Source organism: Tenacibaculum sp. 190130A14a (assembly GCF_964048965.1).
GTDB classification, from domain to species: Bacteria; Bacteroidota; Bacteroidia; order Flavobacteriales; family Flavobacteriaceae; genus Polaribacter; species Polaribacter polynesiense.
Genome location: NZ_OZ040189.1, coordinates 14835 through 35774 on the forward strand (window position 1 = coordinate 14835; position 20940 = coordinate 35774).

The window sequence follows — 20940 nt, forward strand, 5'->3', positions numbered from 1 at the left end:
TTTGAAATGAAACATATACTAGTTCCAATAGGTTCAACAGAAAACTCAATTAACACATTACAATACGCTGTAAATTTTGCAGATGCCGTAGGTGCAAAAGTATTTGTAATGCGTGCTTATAAAATTTTATCGAAAGCTGGAGCGTTTGTAAATGCAGATGATACCATGCAACGTGAAACAAATTTGTATTTACGTACTATGGTGAATGCTATTGATAGAAAAAATGTAGAAATTAAGTTGATTACTGCTAAAGGTGATGTATTAGAAAGTATTACTTCTATTGATAGAGAGTTAGGAGTAGATTTAATTATCATGGGACCTAAAAGTAACTCCATTAAAGAAGAGGTGTTTTTAGGAAATACATCAGGAAGTGTTTTAAAACAAACCAACATTCCTATGTTAGTGATTCCAGAAGGATATCAGTTTACTCCTGTAAAAAAGGTATTAACTGCGTTTAAATCGGGAATTATCAACCAAGAAAATGTATTAAGTCCATTACAATTAATCTTAGATAAATTTGATGCTAGTACTAATTTATTATTGGTAAAAACACCGAATTATACCGATGCTGATTTAGTATTAAATAAAGAATTAGAAGCTGTAAAATCTGAGTTAACTGTTACTGAAAATGCTACTACTTTTCAAGGTGTATTAGAGCATTTCCAATCGAATAATCCAGATATGTTATGCGTTTTTAGACGTAAACGAGGATTCTTTCAAAAACTTTGGGAAAAGAATACTATTTTAAAACAAGAGTTTCATTGTAGCGTTCCTTTATTAGTTTTAAGAGGAAAGTTGTAAGCATTATTACTGCAACGTTAAATCTTTTTAGATTTCTACGAAACAATAGAAAATATTGTATATTGATTATCAATTAATTTGATTTTATCAAATTTTTGAATACCTCAAAAAATCAATATTGTCTATGAAATTTGCACTTAAAATTATTATTGCTTTTGTAGTTCATTGTTCGTTTGCTCAAAACACAATAACTGTAGAAGTTATAGATACAGAAACCAACGACCCCGTTGCATTTCCTACCGTTAAATTTGTAGGAACTTCAAGAGGGGTCGTTGCTGATTATAACGGACAGTTTAGACTTCCAATGGATAAGCTAAAAAGCATTACATCCATAGAGATTTCTTCAATGGGTTTTCAACCTTTAGTCATTGCGATTAGCTCTTTGAGCACAAAAAAAATGAACACCTTACGAATGTTACCAAGTGAAGAAACTCTTGACCAGGTGATTGTAAACGCTTCAAAAAAGAAATTATCTGCATTTAAAATAGTCCAAAAAGCTGTTTATTCCATTCAGTCAAACTTAGCTTTAACACCCCATTCTTATATTGGTTATTATAGAGATTATCAAATATGTAATGATGGAGAGTATTATAACTTAAACGAAGCCATTGTTGAAGAGTTTGATAACGGAATTTTATCTAATAAGTTAGTAGACAATAAAAACAAAAGTGCCTTATATAAATTCAATACTAATCTCAACTATAAAACAGATAGCTTATTGGCTGTATCATATGATGATACCAGTAAAAACATTAAAAACGCAAAAATTATAAGTTATGGAGGAAATGAATTAAGTATACTCAATGCACATAATCCAATTCGTCTTTTTAACCAAAAGTCCTTTTCTTATGTATATAAATTAAAAGATGAATTTTTATCTAATCACGATTTCAAAAAATCAAAAAAAATCAAAAGTAATGGTGAAACTTTAGTTAGCATTACATTTACCAACAAACAAGATAAAACATCTATCAGTCATCTAGTTAAAGGAGAAGTTAACATATCTTTATCTGACTTTGCTATTCACAGTTTCAAATACACTGTTTATGATGTTGATACATCTCATATTCTCTTAAATGTAGATATTGAATACAGAAGAAGTAAACATAAAATGCACCTCAACTACATTAGTGTTAATAATTTATTTCATGGTGTTTTGGACAATGAAGTTTTTAGAGAACAAGAAATAACTTATACCCCAGAAACAAAGCGTTTTTCTATTCAATTCAATAAAAAAATTAATTTGAGAACCTTAAAACTGAAAAACTTTTCAGTTTTGTATGATAACAAAGAAATTCCACTTACCAATCTTTCCATTATAGATGATCAAAACATCGTTTTAGAGGTTGCAAAAAACGCTGATATCATAAACCCAGAGGTAAAGCAATTATTTAAAAAAGAAGCAGCAAATAACACGTTTAATATCAAAAAAATAAAATCAGAAAAAATAAAAGTTTTTATTAAGAAAGTAAAAGATATTGATAATCGACGCATTTATGAAAGAAATGAAAAACCTGTATATCAATTCAGAGAGTTTTTCGTTCAAGAAGTTTTTGAAAACAAGCATCTTAGTCCAAATATAAACTACGTAGACAAATTAAAACACCTTTCAAAATCTAAACTTAATACTTTTGAAAATGTAGATGATTACATTATTAATTCACCATTAATGAATAGAAAACTACCAAGTAAATAAAAGTAATTCCTTTTACTTTTTTGTAAGCATACGTTTAATTTCATTGAGCTTCATTAAAGCTTCTATAGGCGTAAGTGTATCTATATTGGTTGTAAGAATTTCTTCTCTTAAATCTTCTAACAAAGGGTCATCTAACTGGAAAAAGCTCAATTGTAATTCTTCCTCTTGCGCTTCTTTTAACGAGTCCTTTACTTCACTATGAGAATGATTTTCTTCTAATTTTTGTAGAATTTTGTTAGCACGTTTAATAACCAAATTAGGCATTCCAGCTAATTTTGCCACATGAATACCAAAACTGTGGTTGCTTCCTCCTGCTACCAGTTTTCTTAAGAAAATAATGCTGTCTTCTAACTCTTTTACTGATACATTAAAGTTTTTAATACGTTCAAATGAGGTAGTCATTTCATTTAACTCATGGTAGTGCGTAGCAAATAGGGTTTTTGCTTTGGATGGGTGCTCGTGTAAGTACTCTGTAATTGCCCAAGCAATAGAAATACCATCATAGGTAGAAGTACCACGACCAATTTCATCTAACAATACCAAACTACGGTCGGAAACATTGTTCAAAATAGAAGCGGTTTCATTCATTTCTACCATAAAGGTACTTTCTCCCATAGAAATATTATCACTTGCTCCTACTCTGGTAAAAATCTTATCTACAATACCAATTCGAGCCGCTTCAGCAGGTACATAACTTCCTATTTGAGCCAATAATACAACTAATGCTGTTTGACGTAAAATAGCCGATTTACCAGACATATTAGGACCAGTAATCATAATAATTTGTTGATTCTCTCTATTCAACAATACGCTATTGGCTACATACTCTTCACCTATAGGCAATTGCTTTTCTATTACAGGATGTCGACCGTTTTTAATGTCTAAATCGGTGGTTGTATCCATGGTTGGACGAACATATTCATTCTCTTTTGCTAAAGTTGCAAACGACAACAAACAGTCTATTTGTGCCACCAATTGTGCATTGCTTTGTACTTGCGGTACAAATTGAATTATGTATTGAATTAACTCAGCAAACAACTCAACTTCTAATTGCTGAATTTTTTCTTCAGCTCCTAAAATTTTAGTTTCGTATTCTTTTAATTCTTCGGTAATATAACGCTCTGCATTAACCAAAGTTTGCTTACGAATCCATTCTTCAGGCACTTTATCTTTATGTGTGTTTCTTACTTCAATATAGTAACCAAATACATTATTAAAGGCTATTTTTAAACTCGGAATTCCTGTTCTCTCGGTTTCGCGAGCCAACATATTGTCTAAATACTCTTTCCCTGAGTTGGCAATAGCTCTTAACTCATCTAATTCACTAGAAACCCCTGTTGCAATCGCATTTCCTTTGTTAATATTTACTGGAGCTTCGTCAAATAAAGAAGTGGTTATTTTAGCAACTAGTTCTTCACAGTTGTGCAACAACTTCCCTATCATTTTTACGGCAGCATTCTTACTTGCTTCCGCAGCATTTTTAATAGGATGAATGGCCTTTAAAGAGTTCTTCAACAACACCACTTCTCTTGGCGATACTTTTCCAGTAGCTACTTTAGAAATTAAACGCTCTATATCTGAAACTTGCTGTAATTGATAGGTAACCGTATCAAAAAACGATTCGTCTTCTAATAGAAAAGAAACTAGTTCATGGCGACTTTTAATTTGGTCAATGTCTTTTAATGGTAACGCCAACCAACGTTTTAACAAACGTCCTCCCATTGGAGAAATGGTTTTGTCAATTACGTCTAACAACGTAACCGAGTTTACCGAGTTTCCTCCATATAACTCTAAGTTCTTTACCGTAAAACGATCCATCCAAACATAATTATCTTCTAAAATTCTTCCAATAGATTGGATGTGCGATAATTTGTTATGTTGTGTTTCTGATAAATAATATAAAATAGCACCTGCCGAAACAATTCCATGATCTAACTCTTCTACCCCAAACCCTTTTAAGTTTTGTACCTTAAAATGACTGGTAAGATTTTCATATCCATAATCTTTTTGAAAAACCCAGTCTTCTAAATAAAAGCTATGGAATCGATCTGTAAATAATTCTAGAAAACGTTGTTTATGTTGCTTTTGAACTAAAACTTCACTTGGCGAAAAGTTCTGCAATAACTTATCTATATATTCTTCGTTTCCTTGGGCAATTAGAAATTCTCCTGTAGATACATCTAAAAACGAAACTCCTAATAATTTCTTTCCAAAATGTACAGAAGCTAAAAAGTTGTTGGTTTTGGTTTGTAAAACTTCGTCGTTTAAAGCAACTCCTGGAGTTACCAATTCGGTAACACCGCGTTTTACAATTTTCTTGGTCATTTTAGGGTCTTCTAACTGATCGCAAATAGCTACACGTAACCCTGCTTTTACTAATTTAGGCAAATAAGTATTTAAGGAATGATGCGGAAAACCAGCCAATGCTGTTTCACTTTCACTACCTGCTCCTCTCTTTGTTAGAATAATTCCAAGAACCTCAGCAGCTTTCTTAGCATCTTCTCCAAATGTTTCATAAAAATCTCCAACTCTAAAAAGTAACATTGCATCAGGGTATTTAGCTTTAATACCATTGTATTGTTGCATTAACGGAGTTACCTTTTTTGCCTTTGTTTTTGCCAAGTGTTTCGGAATTTTGAATTAGTTTTGCGAAGATAGAAAAACTTTCAAGTTTCTTGTATTTCAAGTTATTCACAATCAAAAAATAAAACATGCGAAAACTTAAAAACAATGAGTTAGGTAGAATTAGTGTAGATGAGTTTAAACAAGCATCTAAAACACCAATAATTGTAGTGTTAGATAATATTAGAAGTTTAAACAATATCGGTTCTGTTTTTAGAACTTCGGATGCTTTTTTAATTGAAAAAATTTATTTGTGTGGAATTACCGCTACTCCACCAAATAAAGAAATTCATAAAACTGCTTTAGGAGCAACAGAATCGGTTGCTTGGGAGTATGTTGAAGACACCTTAACTTTGATAGAAAAACTAAAAGCTGAAAATGTACAAGTATTTTCTATTGAACAAGCAGAAAATGCAACTATGTTAGACACATTTGAAATCACCCATAATCAAACCTATGCAGTTGTTTTTGGAAATGAGGTTAAAGGGGTACAGCAAGAAGTGGTTTCTTCGTCACATGGTTGTATTGAAATTCCGCAATTAGGAACCAAACATTCATTAAACATTTCAGTAAGTTGTGGTGTGGTACTATGGGATTTGTTTACAAAAATGAGAAGCTAATTCACCATTACGAACATACTTCAAGACGTGTGAAGTAATCTACCAAAATCTAAAACTCTCAATAATAAGATTGCTTCGTACCTCGCAATTACCAAACAAAAATCAAATCGTCCTTCAAAAGAAGCACGGTGAAATAACCCATTAATTTCTAACATTTGTTCTTAATTACTATTTTGGATGAAACTAACTAAATTGAAAAGAAATTTCACCTATTTTCAATGACTGTGAATACAAAAAAAATCTCTCCTATTTTTTTAAACTAACCTGAACTACAATCTAGTACCCAGTTAGCATTGGTTGGTAATATATTAGCTGTCTTATTAAAAAACCTATAAACCTTGCATCTTTGTAGAGAATACCATATTTTAGTGGGATAATCCCCCATGTAAATGGTCGAATTTTTAACTTAAAACTTTAATTATGAAAAATGTATTACTTACTGAAATGAAATTAGCTAAGAACATTATCCTTGGAGGTGGAAATACCGACAAAACTGGAGGAGGAAGCACAGATACTGGTGGTGGTGGTGGTAATGATGGTGGTGATGACGGTAAATTTTAGTATTGAATAAAATAAAAACAAGCACCTTTAAATATTTAAAGGTGTTTCTTTTATGAAAAAAATAGTACTATACATATCCCTTTTTTTCTCTTTAAACTTTTACTCTCAAAAAAAGGTACTTGACTCAGTTAATTTTTATTCCTCATTGGCTATAAAAAAAACAGGGAAAGAGGAACTCTTATTGCTTAAAAAAGCTGTTTTTTTTGCAAATCAAACTAAAAATGATTCTATAATTTATAAAACGAATGTAAAATTAGGAGTAAGAAGTTTTTATAATGGTTCAATAGAACATCTCTTATATTCTAACGAAAACATCCATAATCTATATTTATCAAATAAGGATTCTCTCTTCTTAGCTAGAAAACTACACTTTAATGCTTTAGAACACAGAATTAAATTAAACATTGACAGCGCCTTTTATTTTTACCATAAATCAAAAAATATTTCCATTAAAATTAAAGATTCATTAGCTGTAGGAAGAAGACTCTTAAGTATTGCTAATATACAACGAGAAGTTAAAGACTTCTTGGGTAGCGAGATTAGTTCAATTGAAGCTTTAAAATATCTAGAACCCATTAAGTCATATAAATATTTGGTCAATGTTTATAACAATTTAGGTTTTGTTTCATCCGAACTTAACAATGTTAAAGACGCAGAAAAATATTACAACAAAGCCTTAGATATCAACAAACTAAACAGTGATCAAACAAGAAAAGAAAGAGCGAATTTATTTGTTTTAAATAATATTGGTTATTTATACCAAAATCAAGGTGAACATAAAAAGGCGATAAATTATTTCAAACAAGGTCTTGCTTTTAAAGATATAAAGAACAAATATCCTGTACACTATACCTTGTTATTAGAAAATTTGGCCGCCAGTAATTTTTTATTAGGTAATAAGGAAAATGTTTTAGAGCAGTATATTGAAGTTTTAAATATTAGAAAAAGCCAAAAGTATCTTAGTGATATCGGAATGACTCATATCAATATTTCTGATTATTATAGAGATAATAAGAATGTTTCTAAAGCCATATTTCATTTAAACCAATCATTGAAATATTCTAAACAAACTCAAAATAATAAAAAATGGTTAGAAGCTCTAAAAAAATTGTCTGAATTAACAACAGGAAAAAAATCCAAAAAATATTTAGAAGAGTATGTAGAACTTAATGATAGCCTATTTCAAAAAGAAAGGACTCAAAAAAATCAATTTGCAAAGATTACGTACGAAACTGAAAAAAAGGAAAAAGAAAATGTTCAGTTAAAAATTGATAACGAAAGACAGTTCACAGAAATCAAATATCATAAACAACAAAAAACAATAGGTTGGTTAGTCGCTGCGAGTGTTTTATTATTATTTGGCTTTAGTATTTCGTTCTTTACCTTTAGAAGAAAACGAATGCTATTTGAATCACAACTGCAAAAAGCCGCTGCTCGTGAGCAAGAGCGTAAACAAATTGCTAAATCTTTACACGATGAAGTTGCAGGTGATTTACGTATGCTTCATCAAAAATTAGAAAAGTCACAACTTTTTGATGAGGCTTCTAAACTAAATGATGTCAAGGAAAATGTACGCAACTTATCGCATCAATTAAGTAGTGTAAGTTTTAAAAAGGTTCCTTTTAGAGATCAAATTATCAATTTGGTCAGTGACTATTTTTCTCTAGACTTTAGAATTAAGGTAAATGGGCTACAAGAACACGATTGGACACAGGTAAATAGTGCTATTAAAAGGTTACTGTATTTAAGTGTTCGCGAAAGCATACAAAACTGTCAAAAATATGCGCAAGCAAACTTAATAACAATCGATTTTTCGGTACACAAAAAATATGTATTTTTGAATATTACTGATAATGGTATAGGCTTTGATACCAATATGAGTAAAAAAGGAATAGGTTTACGTAACATACAAGAACGTGTAGAAGAGTTAAGCGGAACGCTAACTATTGACAGCGAAGTAGGTAACGGAACCAAAATTCATATTCAAATACCATTAAATGCCTGAAAAAACTAGAATACTAATTGTAGACGATCATCAATTAATAATTGAAGGAATTTTATCTTATTTGAAAGAAATTGACGGTTTAGACATTGAAACCGCTTCTTCTTGTGACGAGGCTTTCTCTAAAATAAAAGCCAATCAAGCTATCAATCCCTTTCATATTTTATTTACCGATTTAAGTTTTGACAACACCACAGAAAACTCTGTTTTAGATGGAGGTGAAGCATTGATTAATGCAATTCAGCAAGCTGAAATTCCAGTTAAAACTGGTGTAATTACCGGACATTTTGAAACCAACAGAGTGTATAATGTAATTCACAACTTAAACCCTTCTGCTTATATATTAAAAGGAAACTGTAATACCAATGAATTGCGATTTGCCATTCAAAAAATGTTGGCAAATGAGGTGTATTACACCCACGAAATTCACCAAAAACTTTTAAAAAGAGCCCTCATAGAAATTCAAATGGATGAAGTGGCTATTCAAATTTTAAAAGAACTTCCTAAACATGCTAAAATTAGCAATATGGAAGGAGTAATTACCAAAGCAGATGGTACACCTATTAAAGGAAGATCTATAGAAAGTAAATTAGCTAAATTAAGAACCGATTTAAATGCTGTAAACAATACCGACCTGGTATTAAAAGCAAAAGAACTGGGTATTTTAGACTAAATTGCGGAAAACCACATTTTAAGATTCGGACATCCCTTTTCTTAACCATATAAAAGCCCATACATTTGTATCAGAATTATTTGTCACTTGGGAAAAGTTCTGAAAAAAAAAGGGAAAAAAAAGACTAAAAGCCTTTTGAGTTAAACTCAAAAGGCTTTTTTAATACCTAAAATTACTCCTTGCGGAAAACTGCAATTCATTCTTCGGACATCCCTTTTCTTAAAAAACAGATCCCTTATATATTTGTAACCATCCAGCCAATAGTAATGTTGGTTTAGGGTAATTTAAGGGGAAAAAACAAACTTCTAGGAGACTAGAAGTTTTGTTGTTTTATACACCTCCCTTTTTATAAATTTATTTCTTGCGGATTTTTACTTTTTAAGTTGCGGAAATCCCCTTTATAAAACTCAAAAACGCTCATACATTTGCAGTGTTCAATTGAACAAAAGGGGAAAACATACATTATAAAAATTAGTAAAAATGGGGAAAACTTTACTTACAAAAACAACAGGAGCTTTTAATACTTTATTATCAACTTTAGCAGAATTTGGTAAAGGTGCTAGTTACGCTTTAAGACACTAAAAAAACACCGAAGTTAGATTTACGGAAAACCACATTTTAATCTTCGGTTATCCCGTTTTTTAAACTTTAATACCCAACTATATTTGTAACGGAATTATTTGTTATTCGGGAAAGATTCTAACAAGAAGAAAAAAAGACTTTGAAGCCTTTTGAGTTAAACTCAAAAGGTTTTTTTTATGACTAAAATGTATTTTACGGAAAACCACATTTTAACCTTCGGACATCCCTTTTTCAAAAGAAAATAACTCTTATATATTTGCCACTCACAAACCAACCATAATTTTGGTTTAGGGGAATTTTTTAAGGGGAAAACAAACTTCTAGGAAACTAGAAGTTTTGTTGTTTTATACACCTAGTAATCAATTATTTAATTTGCGGATTTTTCCTATTTAATTTGCGGAAATCCCCTTGTACAAACCTTAAAAGCTGCCGTATCTTTGTAATGTTCAATCGAACGAAAGGGGAATTATTAATTTTAAATTTTATGTAAAAATGGGGAAAATTTTACTTAAAAAAACTGCAAGTGTATTAAACGATTTATTATCAACTTTAGCAGAATTTGGTAAAGGCGCTAGTTACGCTTTAAGACACTAGTAAGAACTATTAAAGGGGTAAAAACCGTCTTGATAAATTTATCAAGACGGTTTTTTTATTTCCAACAGTTTAAATCGTAAATTGCTGTTTTTATAATATAAATTAACTAGTATAATCAATGGCAAAATACATCGTTGCGTTAGATCAAGGTACTACCAGTTCTCGTTCTGTAATTATTAACGAATCGGGAGCAATTGTAGCAATGCATCAACAAGAATTTCAACAAATATTTCCGCAATCTGGCTGGGTAGAGCACAATGCTGAAGAAATTTTAGAAACGCAACTGAATACTTTAAAAAAAGCCATACAAAAAGCCAATATTCATCCTTCAGAAATTAAAGGAATTGGTATTACCAATCAACGAGAAACCACGGTGGTGTGGAACAAACATACAGGAAAGCCTGTATACAATGCCATTGTTTGGCAAGACAAACGTACTGCACCAATTTGCGAAAACCTTAAAGAAAAGGGGTTAGAAGCACATGTTCGAAAAACTACAGGATTGGTAATTGATAGTTATTTCTCTGCTACAAAAATTAATTGGATTCTTCAAAATGTAGCTGGAGCTAAAAAGGAAGCTAATGCTGGTAATTTATTATTTGGAACCATTGACACTTGGTTATTGTGGAATTTAACCAAAGGTACTATACATGCTACCGATTATAGCAATGCCTCTAGAACTATGCTATATGACATTAAAGAATTACAGTGGGATACCACACTTCTTTCAGAACTAGACATTCCTAAAAGTATGCTCCCTCAAGTACAACCTTCTTCTTTCCATTTTGGAGATTATGAGCTAGACGGGATACAAATTCCAATTGCTGGGATTGCTGGCGATCAGCAATCTGCGTTGTTTGGACAAGCTTGTTTTCAAAAAGGAGAAGCAAAAAACACTTATGGAACAGGATGTTTTATGCTAATGAATACAGGAGAACAATTAGAGTATTCTAAAAATGGTTTGTTAACTACTATTGCTTGGGGAATTGACAACAAAGTATATTATGCATTAGAAGGAAGTGTTTTTGTTGCTGGTTCGGCAATTCAATGGTTACGTGATGGACTACAAATAATAAAAGATGCAAAAGAAAGCGAAGCTTTTGCAAAAGAAGTAACAGGAGAAAACCCTGTATATGTAGTTCCTGCTTTTGCAGGTTTAGGTGCTCCCTATTGGGACATGTATGCTCGAGGAGCTGTTTTTGGATTAACAAGAGATACCGGGAAAAACCACCTTATAAAAGCTACATTAGATGCATTAGCATATCAAACCAAAGATATTTTAGATGTAATGCAAAAAGACAGTGAAGTAAAATTGACTTCTTTAAAAGTAGATGGTGGAGCTTGTGCTAACAACTATTTAATGCAATTTCAGGCAGATATTTTAAACACAGCAGTCGAACGTCCAGAAATTATTGAAACTACGGTTATGGGGGCTGCTTACCTTGCAGGAATTTGTGTAGGCTTATGGAAACAAGAAGATATCGTTACACGTAGAAAAATACATCAACGTTTTGCTCCTACATTCTCTTCAGAAAAAAGAGAACAGCTTTATAAAAAATGGCAAAAAGCAGTAGAACGTACCAAAGATTGGATTGATTAACTTAATAAATAAAACACTATGGCTAAATTCTATGAAAAGATTCCAGCTAGAATGCAATCATTTATCAAAAAACAAAAAGTGTTTTTTGTAGCAACAGCTCCTAAAGATGGACGTATTAATCTATCTCCTAAAGGAATGGATTCTTTTAGAATACTCAATGAAAATAGAATCGCTTGGTTAAGTGTTACCGGTAGTGGTAACGAAACCTCAGCGCATTTACTTGAAGATAATAGAATAACCATCATGTTTTGTGCTTTTGAAGGAGCTCCTAATATTTTACGCTTATACGGAAAAGCGCAAGAAATTCTTCCAACCGATTCTGAATGGAATGATTTGATTGATTTGTTTCCTCAATTAGAAGGAACTCGTCAAATATTTGATGTAACCATTGAAAGTGTACAAACTTCTTGCGGCATGTCTATTCCTTTTTATGAATATAAAGAAGAACGAAATCAATTGTTAGACTGGGCAAAAGACAAAGGTGAAGATGGGATTGAGCAATATTGGGAAGATCGAAACAAAGTAAGTATTGACGGATTAAAAACAAAGTTTAACGAGGAATAACCCCAAACAAACTCCACATAGAAAAAACCAACTGTAACAAGAATATGTCCTAATCGTTTTTCAAGTAATTACATTAGGATATTCTATGAGTTTAGATACAGCATTAAAATTAAAACCAAACACTTTTCTAGGTACAACTAATAAAAAATTTCATTTAGATTTTTGTGATGTTTCTATTGTGAATTATACGAAACCTGTATCAGAAGAATGGCATTCTCATGAAGACATTCATTTATCTTTAATCTTACAAGGAGGAAATTTAGAGTCTAGAAAAAAGGAAGATCGACAAGTAACTCCTGGAAAAATTATGGCCTATAATCGAGGTGAAATTCACAGAAACAGATTTACCGCTTTTCCTTCTAAAAATCTGAATTTAGAATTAAAAGAGGATTTTTTCACCAAAAATGAGCTAAGTTTTCATCATTTAAATACTTCAAGCACTTATCAAACAGAAGCATATCTTGAATTGATAAAAATTTATAATGAACTACTCATTACTGATATATATACCACAGATACCATTCAAGCTTCTTTAACATCACTATTTACACCAACTCCCATTTCATCTCACAAACCTGTTTGGGTTGACCAACTCAAAGAAATAATAGAAGATAGATATAGTGAATTTGTGTCGTTAGAAGAGTTATCTCAAATTTTAAATGTACACCCTGTTACCATTTCTAAATACTTCAAAAAATACTTCCAGGAGTCTTTAGGAGGGTACATGAGAAAGGTTAAAGTGCAAAGGGCGTTGCATTATTTATTCCATACACAAATGCCAATTACAGAAATTGCCTATGCTAGTGGGTTCTCAGATCATAGTCATATGACCCGAGTTTTTAGATTATATCTAGGGTCTAACCCTAAAAACATTAGAAAATTTTAAGTTTTTTTCGCTTGGCTAATTTCATTCTATTTTAAAACATTTATCCTCAATAACTTTCGCTCAAATTATTCGTTAAAAAAAATCTTATATGCGTAAAGTTATTTTCAATTCTATTAACAAGGTGCGTCCTATATGGCGTTTATTCCTTTTTATAGCCATCACTTTTTCAATTAACATTCCTCTACAAGTACTCTTGCAAAAAATAATGCCACAGGGGCTTTTAAGAGGGTATATCTCTGCATCTATTTACTTGTTATCTGTTCTTACCAGTTTATACATACAAGTTAAATATCTCGATAAATCATCTTTTAAAAAGTATGGGTTAAGAATAAATAAGATTTGGATGAAAGAGTTCTCTTTTGGTTTTTTAATTCCTATCATACAACTCTCACTTTTCTTTATGTTCTTATATCTTACAGGTAATCTTACCATTGTAAATTTCTTTACCACAAGTTCTCCTGATTATTCTTTTATTGGGGCTTTTATATCTGAGTTTTTCGGATTAATTATTGGAAGTAGTGTAGAGGAAATTTTCTTTAGAGCTTTTCTATTTTACATTGTTTATGAAGCGTTAAGAACATTTAAAAAAGATCCTGTAAAACGTGCGCTGATCATTCTTTTCTTAATTGCTCCATTATTTGGTATTGCTCATATAGACAATACTGGAGCCTCTGTTATGTCTACCATTAATTTAGGTTTAGATGCTATTATAATGTGCCTACCTTTTCTAATTACAAGTCGTTTAGGAATGTCGATTGGTATGCATTTATCATGGAACTTATTTCAAGGAGCTGTATTTGGCTTTCCAGTTAGTGGTAATATTACTAAAGCAAGTATTATGACCGTACACACAACTGACAACATAATTTCGGGAGGTGCTTTTGGCGTGGAAGGAAGTATTTTATTTGTGCTACTAGATGTAATTGCTATTGCTCTTATTTTATATTGGAAAAAACACTACAATTTTAAAAATATTGTAAATCCAGCTATTGATAAAAACTATAAAGCGTATATTGTTTGAGGTTTCTCTATATTTTTATGGTGCAACTGTGTGGTTTAATCTACTCTTAAAAAAATGAAAAAGATATTATTAATTCTGATGACTCTTATGTTTTTAAGCTGTTATCAAAAGAAACATAAAGTAAAGCAAGAGTTTACAGAAAAAGATGCTTATGAAGTTATCAATAAACATCTATCTACGATATCGTATAACTATGACTCTATAGTTTATGTTAACCCTCGTCAACTAAAACCAATAAAGTTAAAATTTACCAAACTTGAACCTGATACTTACTTTAGCTATATGGATTCTGTTCCTCTACGTCCAATTTTCACAAAAAACTATTGGAAGAAAGAAAACTTGAAAGGAATTGATTTTATAGACTGGGACGAATACTGCACTTTCTTTTGCGAAGGCAATTCCAAGAATAGAAAAAGAGTATGGAAGGCAAAATTTAATAATAAATATATTCATAATTTGGCTTATCCTATATACAGTTCAAAGAAAAAAACAGCTGTTATACGAGATTATCGTTATCAACCCTATCTATTGTGTGGTACAGGACTAGACAATATGTTTTATTATAAGAAAACCAAAACTGGTTGGGAACAAATAGATCCTTCATATTAAGTATTTTCTTCTTTTTCATGTTTAATTTTTTAACCTGACAAAAGTCATGTTTTTAGAAGAGAACCTACTGTACTTTTGAGGTAAATATATTTGATAATGGTACAGTTGATTAATATTCCATTAGTTTCATGGACAAATGGAACTATTATGATAGCAATTTTCGGTTTAGTATGTGTTGGTTTGGTTACCGCATTATTACTTTTAATTAATAGCGGTAAGAAAAAGCAATAGTTTTTTGGTTAAAAAAAGGATGTGTTAAAACACATCCTTTTTTATTTATAGTATAATTCTATTCTTTATTGACTTACCAGCTCTTTACCATGAAATGGACAATAAGCCCATTTACCATTGTATAGTTTATCATCTTCTTCGCATTTCTTTTCTAAAAGTAAGCTGCCTAGAGGTAATTCTAATTCAGGTTTAAAATCGAACAATTCAAAAGATAAAGAACCTTCTTTATAAGCATCTATTGCATTTTTTTTGTCATTTTTAAAAATAACAAACTCCATATTTTCTCCTAAAGGCCCGATCATATTTTTCATAACAGGTTTCATTAAACCAATCATGTTTTGTAAATCGGCTGGAACCTCATCTTGGTCAAGTTTTTTAAGCATATTTCCATTGTAAAAAACGCGAACCTTTTCTCTAAGCACTTCCTTGTCTTCAAAAGTTACCCCTCCAAAAACTCCTATTTTTCCTTTAATAAATACCACAAGAACATAATCGTTCATCATATCTACAATCATGTTTCTTTCTGAATCACTTACGGATGTATCTTGCGAAAATGCAACTTGCCAATATTCTGTTGGAATCCACCATATAAGTTCCATGTAATCATCAGAATCACTTGAAAACTGTGTTTCTTCAATAAGCTTTTCCATACTTATTTCAGAAAAAGTCTTCTTTTGAGCAAAAACACTTAAAGAAAGCATTAAAAGGGCTATTAAACTATATCTTCTTTTCATAACAATTAATTAATTTATTTTTATTTAAAAGCATTTAATCCTGTAACATCTAAACCTGTAATTAACAAGTGTATATCATGAGTTCCTTCATAGGTAATTACACTTTCTAAATTCATAGAATGACGCATAATAGAATATTCTCCTGAAATACCCATTCCTCCTAGCATTTGACGTGCCTCACGTGCTATATTAATTGCCATTTCTACATTATTACGTTTTGCCATAGAAATTTGTGCAGAAGTAGCTCTTCCTTCATTACGCAATACTCCTAACCTCCATGCTAATAATTGTGCTTTGGTAATTTCTGTAATCATTTCAGCCAATTTCTTTTGCTGTAATTGAAATTGCCCAATTGGTTTACCAAACTGCGTACGTTCTTTAGAATAACGTAATGCGGTATCATAACAGTCCATTGCTGCACCAATAGCTCCCCAAGCAATTCCGTAACGCGCAGAATCTAAACATCCTAAAGGTGCTCCTAAACCACTTTTATTTGGTAATAAGTTTTCTTTAGGTACCTTAACGTTATCAAAAATTAACTCTCCAGTTGAAGAAGCACGTAACGACCATTTGTTATGTGTTTCTGGAGTAGAAAAACCTTCCATTCCACGCTCTACTATTAAACCATGAATACGACCTTCTTCATTCTTAGCCCAAACCACAGCTACTTGAGCAAAAGGAGCGTTTGAAATCCACATTTTAGCTCCATTTAATAAGTAATGGTCACCCATATCTTTAAACTTGGTTTCCATTCCTCCTGGGTTTGATCCGTGATTTGGCTCAGTTAAACCAAAGCATCCCATCCATTCTCCAGAAGCTAATTTTGGTAAATATTTCTTACGTTGTTCTTCTGTTCCATATTTATAAATTGGATACATCACCAAAGATGATTGAACCGATGCAGTAGAACGCACCCCTGAATCTCCTCTTTCAATTTCTTGCATGATTAAACCATATGAAATTTGGTCTAAGCCTGCTCCTCCATACTCTTCAGGAATATACGGACCAAAAGCTCCAATTTCTGCCAATCCTCCAATAATTTGTGTTGGAAATTCGGCGCGTTGTGCATAATCTTCAATAATCGGTGATACTTCTCTCTTTACCCATTCTCTAGAAGCATCTCTAACAAGCTTATGCTCTTCAGTTAATAAATCATCTATATTATAATAATCTGGAGCTTGAAATAAATCCATAGTTGTTTGAGTTTTAGAATTCTTCCAAATGTAATTAAAAAAATGATTTTTAGCTATGGTTTCCGTATGTTTGTACTTTATGAGATTTACGTTAGGGAAAGACGAACGATTAAAGAGCAGAAAGCTAATTGGTAAATTATACGAAGAAGGAATATCTATAAAAGTTTTTCCACTTCGCATGGTCTATATACAAGCAGAGCATACTTCAAAATATCCAGCTCAAGTAGGAGTTTCTGTTCCTAAAAGAAATTTTAAAAAGGCGGTTGATAGAAACCGAATAAAAAGACTGCTTAGAGAAGCTTACAGAAAAGAAAAATTAACAGTTTATAACAATATTGATAAACCATATGTGTTTATGATTTCCTATCTTGCAAAGGAAGAGTGGGAATATGCCAATATTGAGCATAAAATGAAGAAGTTACTCACCCTTTTCGTACAAGATATTTCTAAAGAAGAAAAAAGCTAAACTCTTTTTCTTCCTAAATTAATTTCAACTCCAATAGATATGAAAAAAAAGAATTTATTTTTTCTCGGGGCTTTAGTTGTCATTTCATTTTTGTTTTCATTCCAAAATCGATTTTTTGAAATTGCCAAACAAATAGAGATTTACAACAATTTGTTTAAAGAATTAAACATCAATTACATTGATGAGATTAACCCTGGTGATTTAACCGATAAATCCATTAAAAACACCTTAAAAAACATTGATCCTTATACTAATTTCTTCAATGAACAAGATGTTGAAGATGCACGTATTCGAAGAGAAGGAGAATACGGAGGTATTGGAATTGCGAGTTACTATACTAAAAAGGGAATTATTGTTGCCAATGTTTATAAAGGGTTTTCAGCTGATAAAGCAGGGATTAAACCAGGTGATTTAATTACCAATGTAAACGGACAAGACTTAAAAAACTTAGAACGTAATCAACTTTCGCAAGTGTTAAAGGGAGTTCCAAATAAGGATATTATAATCAAAGCAACAAGAAATGGAGTGCCTAAAAATTTTAATTTAAAACTTGATAAGGTTGTTGTAAATCCAGTTCCTTTTTATGAAATGATTAATGAAGATACAGGTTATATAGTATTAACTCGATTTATTGCTTCGAAAGCTTCCGAAGAGGTAACCAGAGCTTTTACGGAGTTAAAGGGGAAAGGGATGAAAAAGCTTGTTTTTGATTTAAGAAGTAATCCTGGAGGTTCCTTATTTGATGCTATTAATATTGTTAATCTATTTATTGAAAAAGGAAAAAAAATAGTGGATACACGTGGTAAAATAGCCGCTAATTCTAGAACTTACAAAGGAAATAGAGAACCTCTAGATACTGAAATACCTGTGGTTGTTTTAATTAACGGACGTTCTGCTTCTGCTTCTGAAATAGTTTCTGGTGCTCTTCAAGATTATGATCGAGGGGTTATTATGGGAGAACGTTCTTTTGGAAAAGGGTTAGTGCAACGCTATTTTAATTTGAGTTATGGAACACAAATGAAAATTACCGTTTCTAAATACTATACTCCTAGTGGTCGATGTATTCAAGAGTTAGATTATGCCAATCGTGATCCGAAAACAGGTAAGGTTCCAAAATTCTCAGAAGGTACTGTGAATGCCTTTAAAACAGAAAATGGAAGAACAGTATACGATGGTGGAGGTGTAATGCCTGATGTTGAAATTGAATATTCTGAAAAAACAGAAGACACTAAAAACTTATTAAAATCGAGAGCAATTTTTAATTATGCCATCGATTTTATTAGAAAACAACCTAATTTAAACGCGGATTCTTTTACATACTCAGATGCTAACTTTAATCAGTTTAAAAATTACCTAATTGCTTCTGATACATCTTTCGTTTCAAAACAAGAAAATTTGTTTAAAAAAGCATACAAGGCTACAAAAAACAGTAATTCTATAAAAAACAATTACAATGCTATTGCGAAAACTTTAAAAGAAGAAAAAGTTGCCAGTATTGCCAAGAATAAGGATCTTCTTATGGATAAAATTCAGAATGAAATTGTAGAACAAGCCTTTTATAAAGAAGGATTGTATTTGTATCAATTTAAAAATGACAATACTATTAAAAAAGCAGTAGCACTTTTAAATAATCCTAAGAAATACAATCAAATTTTAAACAAAAACTAGCAAATTAACTTTTTTGTATATTTGCCCATCAAAAAACATATGTCAAAATCTATAAATAAAGAGCGTACAAGAGCCCAAGAATCAACCAATGCCATAGAACGTTTATATATTTCAATGCGACATTTATTTAGTCGTGGTTTTTATAAGCCTATGGGGGTTTCGGGTGAAACTTTACGCAAATCTCTTCTTTCTCTTCGTCCAGAAATTTATGGTTCAATTGCTGAAAACAAAACTGAGTTAAACGGTTTAGTGTATGTTATAGAACGTTTACCAGAAGGAATTGAAGAATGCCAGTTTATCAATTTAACTGCAGATGAGGGTTATAGAAACTCTAAGTTTAAAGCTATTATTCCTCCAAAGAGAAGAAGAAACTGTTACCGAATTGATAAAGACCAAATGAATATTGAGATTACCCGAGGACGTTCGGAAATTTATGATATTCTAACACACTTGACTTTTTTATTTATTGAATCTCACAAAATAAAGGATAGAGTAATTATTGGTAATGGAGAGAAATTTATTAGAGAATGGCAACATTTAGAAGATATTGTATTACACAATAAATCAGTTACAGATGAAGAAAAGGATGTGCTAGTTGTACATTTAGGAGGTATTTTAGGTAGAACTTATGATGAAGTGTATGATGCTTATAATACTTTTTCTTCTGAAGAAAATCCTAACAGATTTTTCCATTTAATTTATTGGTTAGGTAAATTAGCAATTAACGAAGTTTTATTTGATCAAAAACGTTCTATAAAGTTTAGTTCTGTATTAAATGAAGAAATAGGACATCATATATACGGAGAAATTTGGGCTAATAATATTAAAAAAACCATGGCAGAGCATGGTTTATTAGAAAGACCAATTCATATTATTAGTGCCAATATGCATAGTGTTTTAAATACTATTTATGCACCAAATGCTCTTGAAAAAGAGGCTAAAAAACATCAAAACTTTGAATTATTTGAGTTGTTAAGTAATTCTAATAGTCAACCTTTACAAAAAGCGGTTAAGAACTATGCTTCTGAAAATGGGTTGATTTATTTAAAAGATACTTCAGGAACCAATATCAATGTTCAAATTATTGATACTGAAAAAATCAATTTTGATACTACTGCTTTTAACAAAGTACATTCTGTAGGAGAAAACCCAGTAATTATTGTAATGGATTATGCTTTTGGTGAGCAAGCCTATGAAACTATGGACGAGTTGTTGAAACCTTATAAAACAGGAGGAAATACAATTCATTTAGATGTACGATCGGTTTCAATTATGGGTAAAGCAGGTATTTTAGAAGGTGGTAAAGGAGATATCATGATTCCTTCTTCACATATTTTTGAAGGAACAGCAGATAACTATCCTTTTAAAAATGAACTAGCAAAAGAAGATTTAGAAGGATTTGGTGTGCAAGTTTTTGACGGGGCTATGGTAACCGTATTAGGAACTTCATTACAAAACAAAGACTTATTAAAGTTCTTCCACGATTCTACTTGGAATGTAATTGGTTTAGAAATGGAAGGAGCCCACTATCAAAAAGCTATTCAGTCTGCTTCAAGAATTAGAGGGAATGTTTCTGAAAATGTAAAAGTGCGTTATGCATATTACGCATCAGATAATCCATTAGAAACAGGTGCAACACTTGCTTCTGGAGGATTAGGAATGAGTGGAGTAACTCCGACCTATGCCATTACACAAAAAATATTAGAACAGATATTTTAATCGCCCAGCGAGTATAAGAATATAAAAAAGACCTCTTTTATGTAAAAGAGGTCTTTTTGTTTAAGTAAGAATTGGTATTATTCTATATTTGCAAGCAC

At 31.4% G+C, this 20940-nt stretch carries 18 protein-coding genes; 15 read left to right on the forward strand and 3 right to left on the reverse strand.

The genetic code is table 11. From position 1 onward, the window contains the following. Positions 1–6: 6 nt before the first annotated feature. Entirely contained in the window at positions 7–801 is a 795-nt protein-coding gene (locus ABNT22_RS00115; protein WP_348718224.1) for a universal stress protein, read from the forward strand. Between the two features lie 124 nt (positions 802–925). After that, entirely contained in the window at positions 926–2497 is a 1572-nt protein-coding gene (locus ABNT22_RS00120; RefSeq protein WP_348718225.1) for a carboxypeptidase-like regulatory domain-containing protein, read from the forward strand. Positions 2498–2509: 12 nt separating this feature from the next. On the opposite strand, the gene mutS is transcribed toward ABNT22_RS00120, so the two are convergent. Next, positions 2510–5119 (reverse strand): DNA mismatch repair protein MutS, encoded by a 2610-nt coding sequence (gene mutS, locus ABNT22_RS00125; RefSeq protein WP_348718226.1) that lies wholly within the window; start codon positions 5117–5119, stop codon positions 2510–2512. Between the two features lie 89 nt (positions 5120–5208). Between mutS and ABNT22_RS00130 the strand changes: the two genes are divergently transcribed. The 10 genes from ABNT22_RS00130 (at position 5209) to ABNT22_RS00175 (ending at position 15062) form a co-directional block, all read left to right on the forward strand. Then, the gene (locus tag ABNT22_RS00130; protein WP_348718227.1) at positions 5209–5739 is read left to right on the forward strand and encodes an RNA methyltransferase; all 531 of its coding nucleotides are present in this window, start codon (positions 5209–5211) and stop codon (positions 5737–5739) included. A 420-nt stretch (positions 5740–6159) separates the two neighbouring features. After that, positions 6160–6300 carry a hypothetical protein gene (locus tag ABNT22_RS00135; protein ID WP_348718228.1) on the forward strand — a complete coding sequence of 47 codons (141 nt, stop codon included), beginning with the start codon at positions 6160–6162 and terminating at the stop codon, positions 6298–6300. Between the two features lie 145 nt (positions 6301–6445). Continuing rightward, complete coding sequence (locus tag ABNT22_RS00140; RefSeq protein ID WP_348718229.1) at positions 6446–8305, forward strand: tetratricopeptide repeat protein; 1860 nt, start codon at positions 6446–6448, stop codon at positions 8303–8305. After that, a complete protein-coding gene (locus tag ABNT22_RS00145; RefSeq protein ID WP_348718231.1) occupies positions 8298–8975 on the forward strand; it encodes a response regulator transcription factor in 678 nt (225 codons plus the stop codon). The genes ABNT22_RS00140 and ABNT22_RS00145 overlap by 8 nt, the downstream gene beginning before the upstream one ends. 1294 nt (positions 8976–10269) lie before the next feature. Then, on the forward strand, positions 10270–11751 hold the full coding sequence (gene glpK, locus ABNT22_RS00150; protein WP_348718232.1) for a glycerol kinase GlpK: 1482 nt from the start codon (positions 10270–10272) through the stop codon (positions 11749–11751). An 18-nt stretch (positions 11752–11769) separates the two neighbouring features. Next, positions 11770–12315 carry a pyridoxamine 5'-phosphate oxidase family protein gene (locus ABNT22_RS00155; protein ID WP_348718233.1) on the forward strand — a complete coding sequence of 182 codons (546 nt, stop codon included), beginning with the start codon at positions 11770–11772 and terminating at the stop codon, positions 12313–12315. Between the two features lie 85 nt (positions 12316–12400). Further along, on the forward strand, positions 12401–13201 hold the full coding sequence (locus ABNT22_RS00160) for an AraC family transcriptional regulator (RefSeq protein WP_348718234.1): 801 nt from the start codon (positions 12401–12403) through the stop codon (positions 13199–13201). An 88-nt stretch (positions 13202–13289) separates the two neighbouring features. Next, positions 13290–14222 (forward strand): CPBP family intramembrane glutamic endopeptidase, encoded by a 933-nt coding sequence (locus tag ABNT22_RS00165; protein ID WP_348718236.1) that lies wholly within the window; start codon positions 13290–13292, stop codon positions 14220–14222. A 54-nt stretch (positions 14223–14276) separates the two neighbouring features. Beyond that, positions 14277–14831, forward strand: coding sequence for a hypothetical protein (locus ABNT22_RS00170; RefSeq protein ID WP_348718237.1), 555 nt, complete (start codon positions 14277–14279; stop codon positions 14829–14831). Positions 14832–14927: 96 nt separating this feature from the next. Beyond that, the gene (locus tag ABNT22_RS00175; protein WP_348718238.1) at positions 14928–15062 is read left to right on the forward strand and encodes a hypothetical protein; all 135 of its coding nucleotides are present in this window, start codon (positions 14928–14930) and stop codon (positions 15060–15062) included. Between the two features lie 65 nt (positions 15063–15127). On the opposite strand, the gene ABNT22_RS00180 is transcribed toward ABNT22_RS00175, so the two are convergent. Together ABNT22_RS00180 and ABNT22_RS00185 are read right to left on the reverse strand one after the other, a co-directional pair. Further along, positions 15128–15796: a hypothetical protein gene (locus ABNT22_RS00180; RefSeq protein WP_348718239.1), complete on the reverse strand. Its 669-nt coding sequence runs from the start codon at positions 15794–15796 to the stop codon at positions 15128–15130. A 20-nt stretch (positions 15797–15816) separates the two neighbouring features. Continuing rightward, a complete protein-coding gene (locus ABNT22_RS00185; RefSeq protein ID WP_348718240.1) occupies positions 15817–16989 on the reverse strand; it encodes an acyl-CoA dehydrogenase family protein in 1173 nt (390 codons plus the stop codon). 79 nt (positions 16990–17068) lie between these two features. Here ABNT22_RS00185 and rnpA point away from each other — a divergent pair, with 79 nt between their 5' ends. The 3 genes from rnpA to ABNT22_RS00200 are packed head-to-tail and all read left to right on the forward strand — an operon-like array spanning position 17069 to position 20842. After that, entirely contained in the window at positions 17069–17455 is a 387-nt protein-coding gene (gene rnpA, locus ABNT22_RS00190; RefSeq protein ID WP_348718242.1) for a ribonuclease P protein component, read from the forward strand. Between the two features lie 39 nt (positions 17456–17494). Beyond that, positions 17495–19123, forward strand: coding sequence for a S41 family peptidase (locus ABNT22_RS00195; protein WP_348718243.1), 1629 nt, complete (start codon positions 17495–17497; stop codon positions 19121–19123). A 39-nt stretch (positions 19124–19162) separates the two neighbouring features. Then, positions 19163–20842, forward strand: a complete 1680-nt coding sequence (locus ABNT22_RS00200) for a DUF6909 family protein (protein WP_348718244.1) — start codon at positions 19163–19165, stop codon at positions 20840–20842. Positions 20843–20940 lie beyond the last annotated feature (98 nt).

Bases quoted from the DNA above. Each gene is read 5' to 3' on its own strand.
- ABNT22_RS00115 (WP_348718224.1), top strand. From the start codon at position 7: ATGAAACATATACTAGTTCCAATAGGTTCAACAGAAAACTCAATTAAC.
- ABNT22_RS00120 (WP_348718225.1), top strand. From the start codon at position 926: ATGAAATTTGCACTTAAAATTATTATTGCTTTTGTAGTTCATTGTTCG.
- ABNT22_RS00130 (WP_348718227.1), top strand. From the start codon at position 5,209: ATGCGAAAACTTAAAAACAATGAGTTAGGTAGAATTAGTGTAGATGAG.
- ABNT22_RS00135 (WP_348718228.1), top strand. From the start codon at position 6,160: ATGAAAAATGTATTACTTACTGAAATGAAATTAGCTAAGAACATTATC.
- ABNT22_RS00145 (WP_348718231.1), top strand. From the start codon at position 8,298: ATGCCTGAAAAAACTAGAATACTAATTGTAGACGATCATCAATTAATA.
- glpK (WP_348718232.1), top strand. From the start codon at position 10,270: ATGGCAAAATACATCGTTGCGTTAGATCAAGGTACTACCAGTTCTCGT.
- ABNT22_RS00155 (WP_348718233.1), top strand. From the start codon at position 11,770: ATGGCTAAATTCTATGAAAAGATTCCAGCTAGAATGCAATCATTTATC.
- ABNT22_RS00160 (WP_348718234.1), top strand. From the start codon at position 12,401: ATGAGTTTAGATACAGCATTAAAATTAAAACCAAACACTTTTCTAGGT.
- ABNT22_RS00165 (WP_348718236.1), top strand. From the start codon at position 13,290: ATGCGTAAAGTTATTTTCAATTCTATTAACAAGGTGCGTCCTATATGG.
- ABNT22_RS00170 (WP_348718237.1), top strand. From the start codon at position 14,277: ATGAAAAAGATATTATTAATTCTGATGACTCTTATGTTTTTAAGCTGT.
- ABNT22_RS00175 (WP_348718238.1), top strand. From the start codon at position 14,928: ATGGTACAGTTGATTAATATTCCATTAGTTTCATGGACAAATGGAACT.
- ABNT22_RS00180 (WP_348718239.1), bottom strand. From the start codon at position 15,796: ATGAAAAGAAGATATAGTTTAATAGCCCTTTTAATGCTTTCTTTAAGT.
- ABNT22_RS00185 (WP_348718240.1), bottom strand. From the start codon at position 16,989: ATGGATTTATTTCAAGCTCCAGATTATTATAATATAGATGATTTATTA.
- rnpA (WP_348718242.1), top strand. From the start codon at position 17,069: ATGAGATTTACGTTAGGGAAAGACGAACGATTAAAGAGCAGAAAGCTA.
- ABNT22_RS00195 (WP_348718243.1), top strand. From the start codon at position 17,495: ATGAAAAAAAAGAATTTATTTTTTCTCGGGGCTTTAGTTGTCATTTCA.
- ABNT22_RS00200 (WP_348718244.1), top strand. From the start codon at position 19,163: ATGTCAAAATCTATAAATAAAGAGCGTACAAGAGCCCAAGAATCAACC.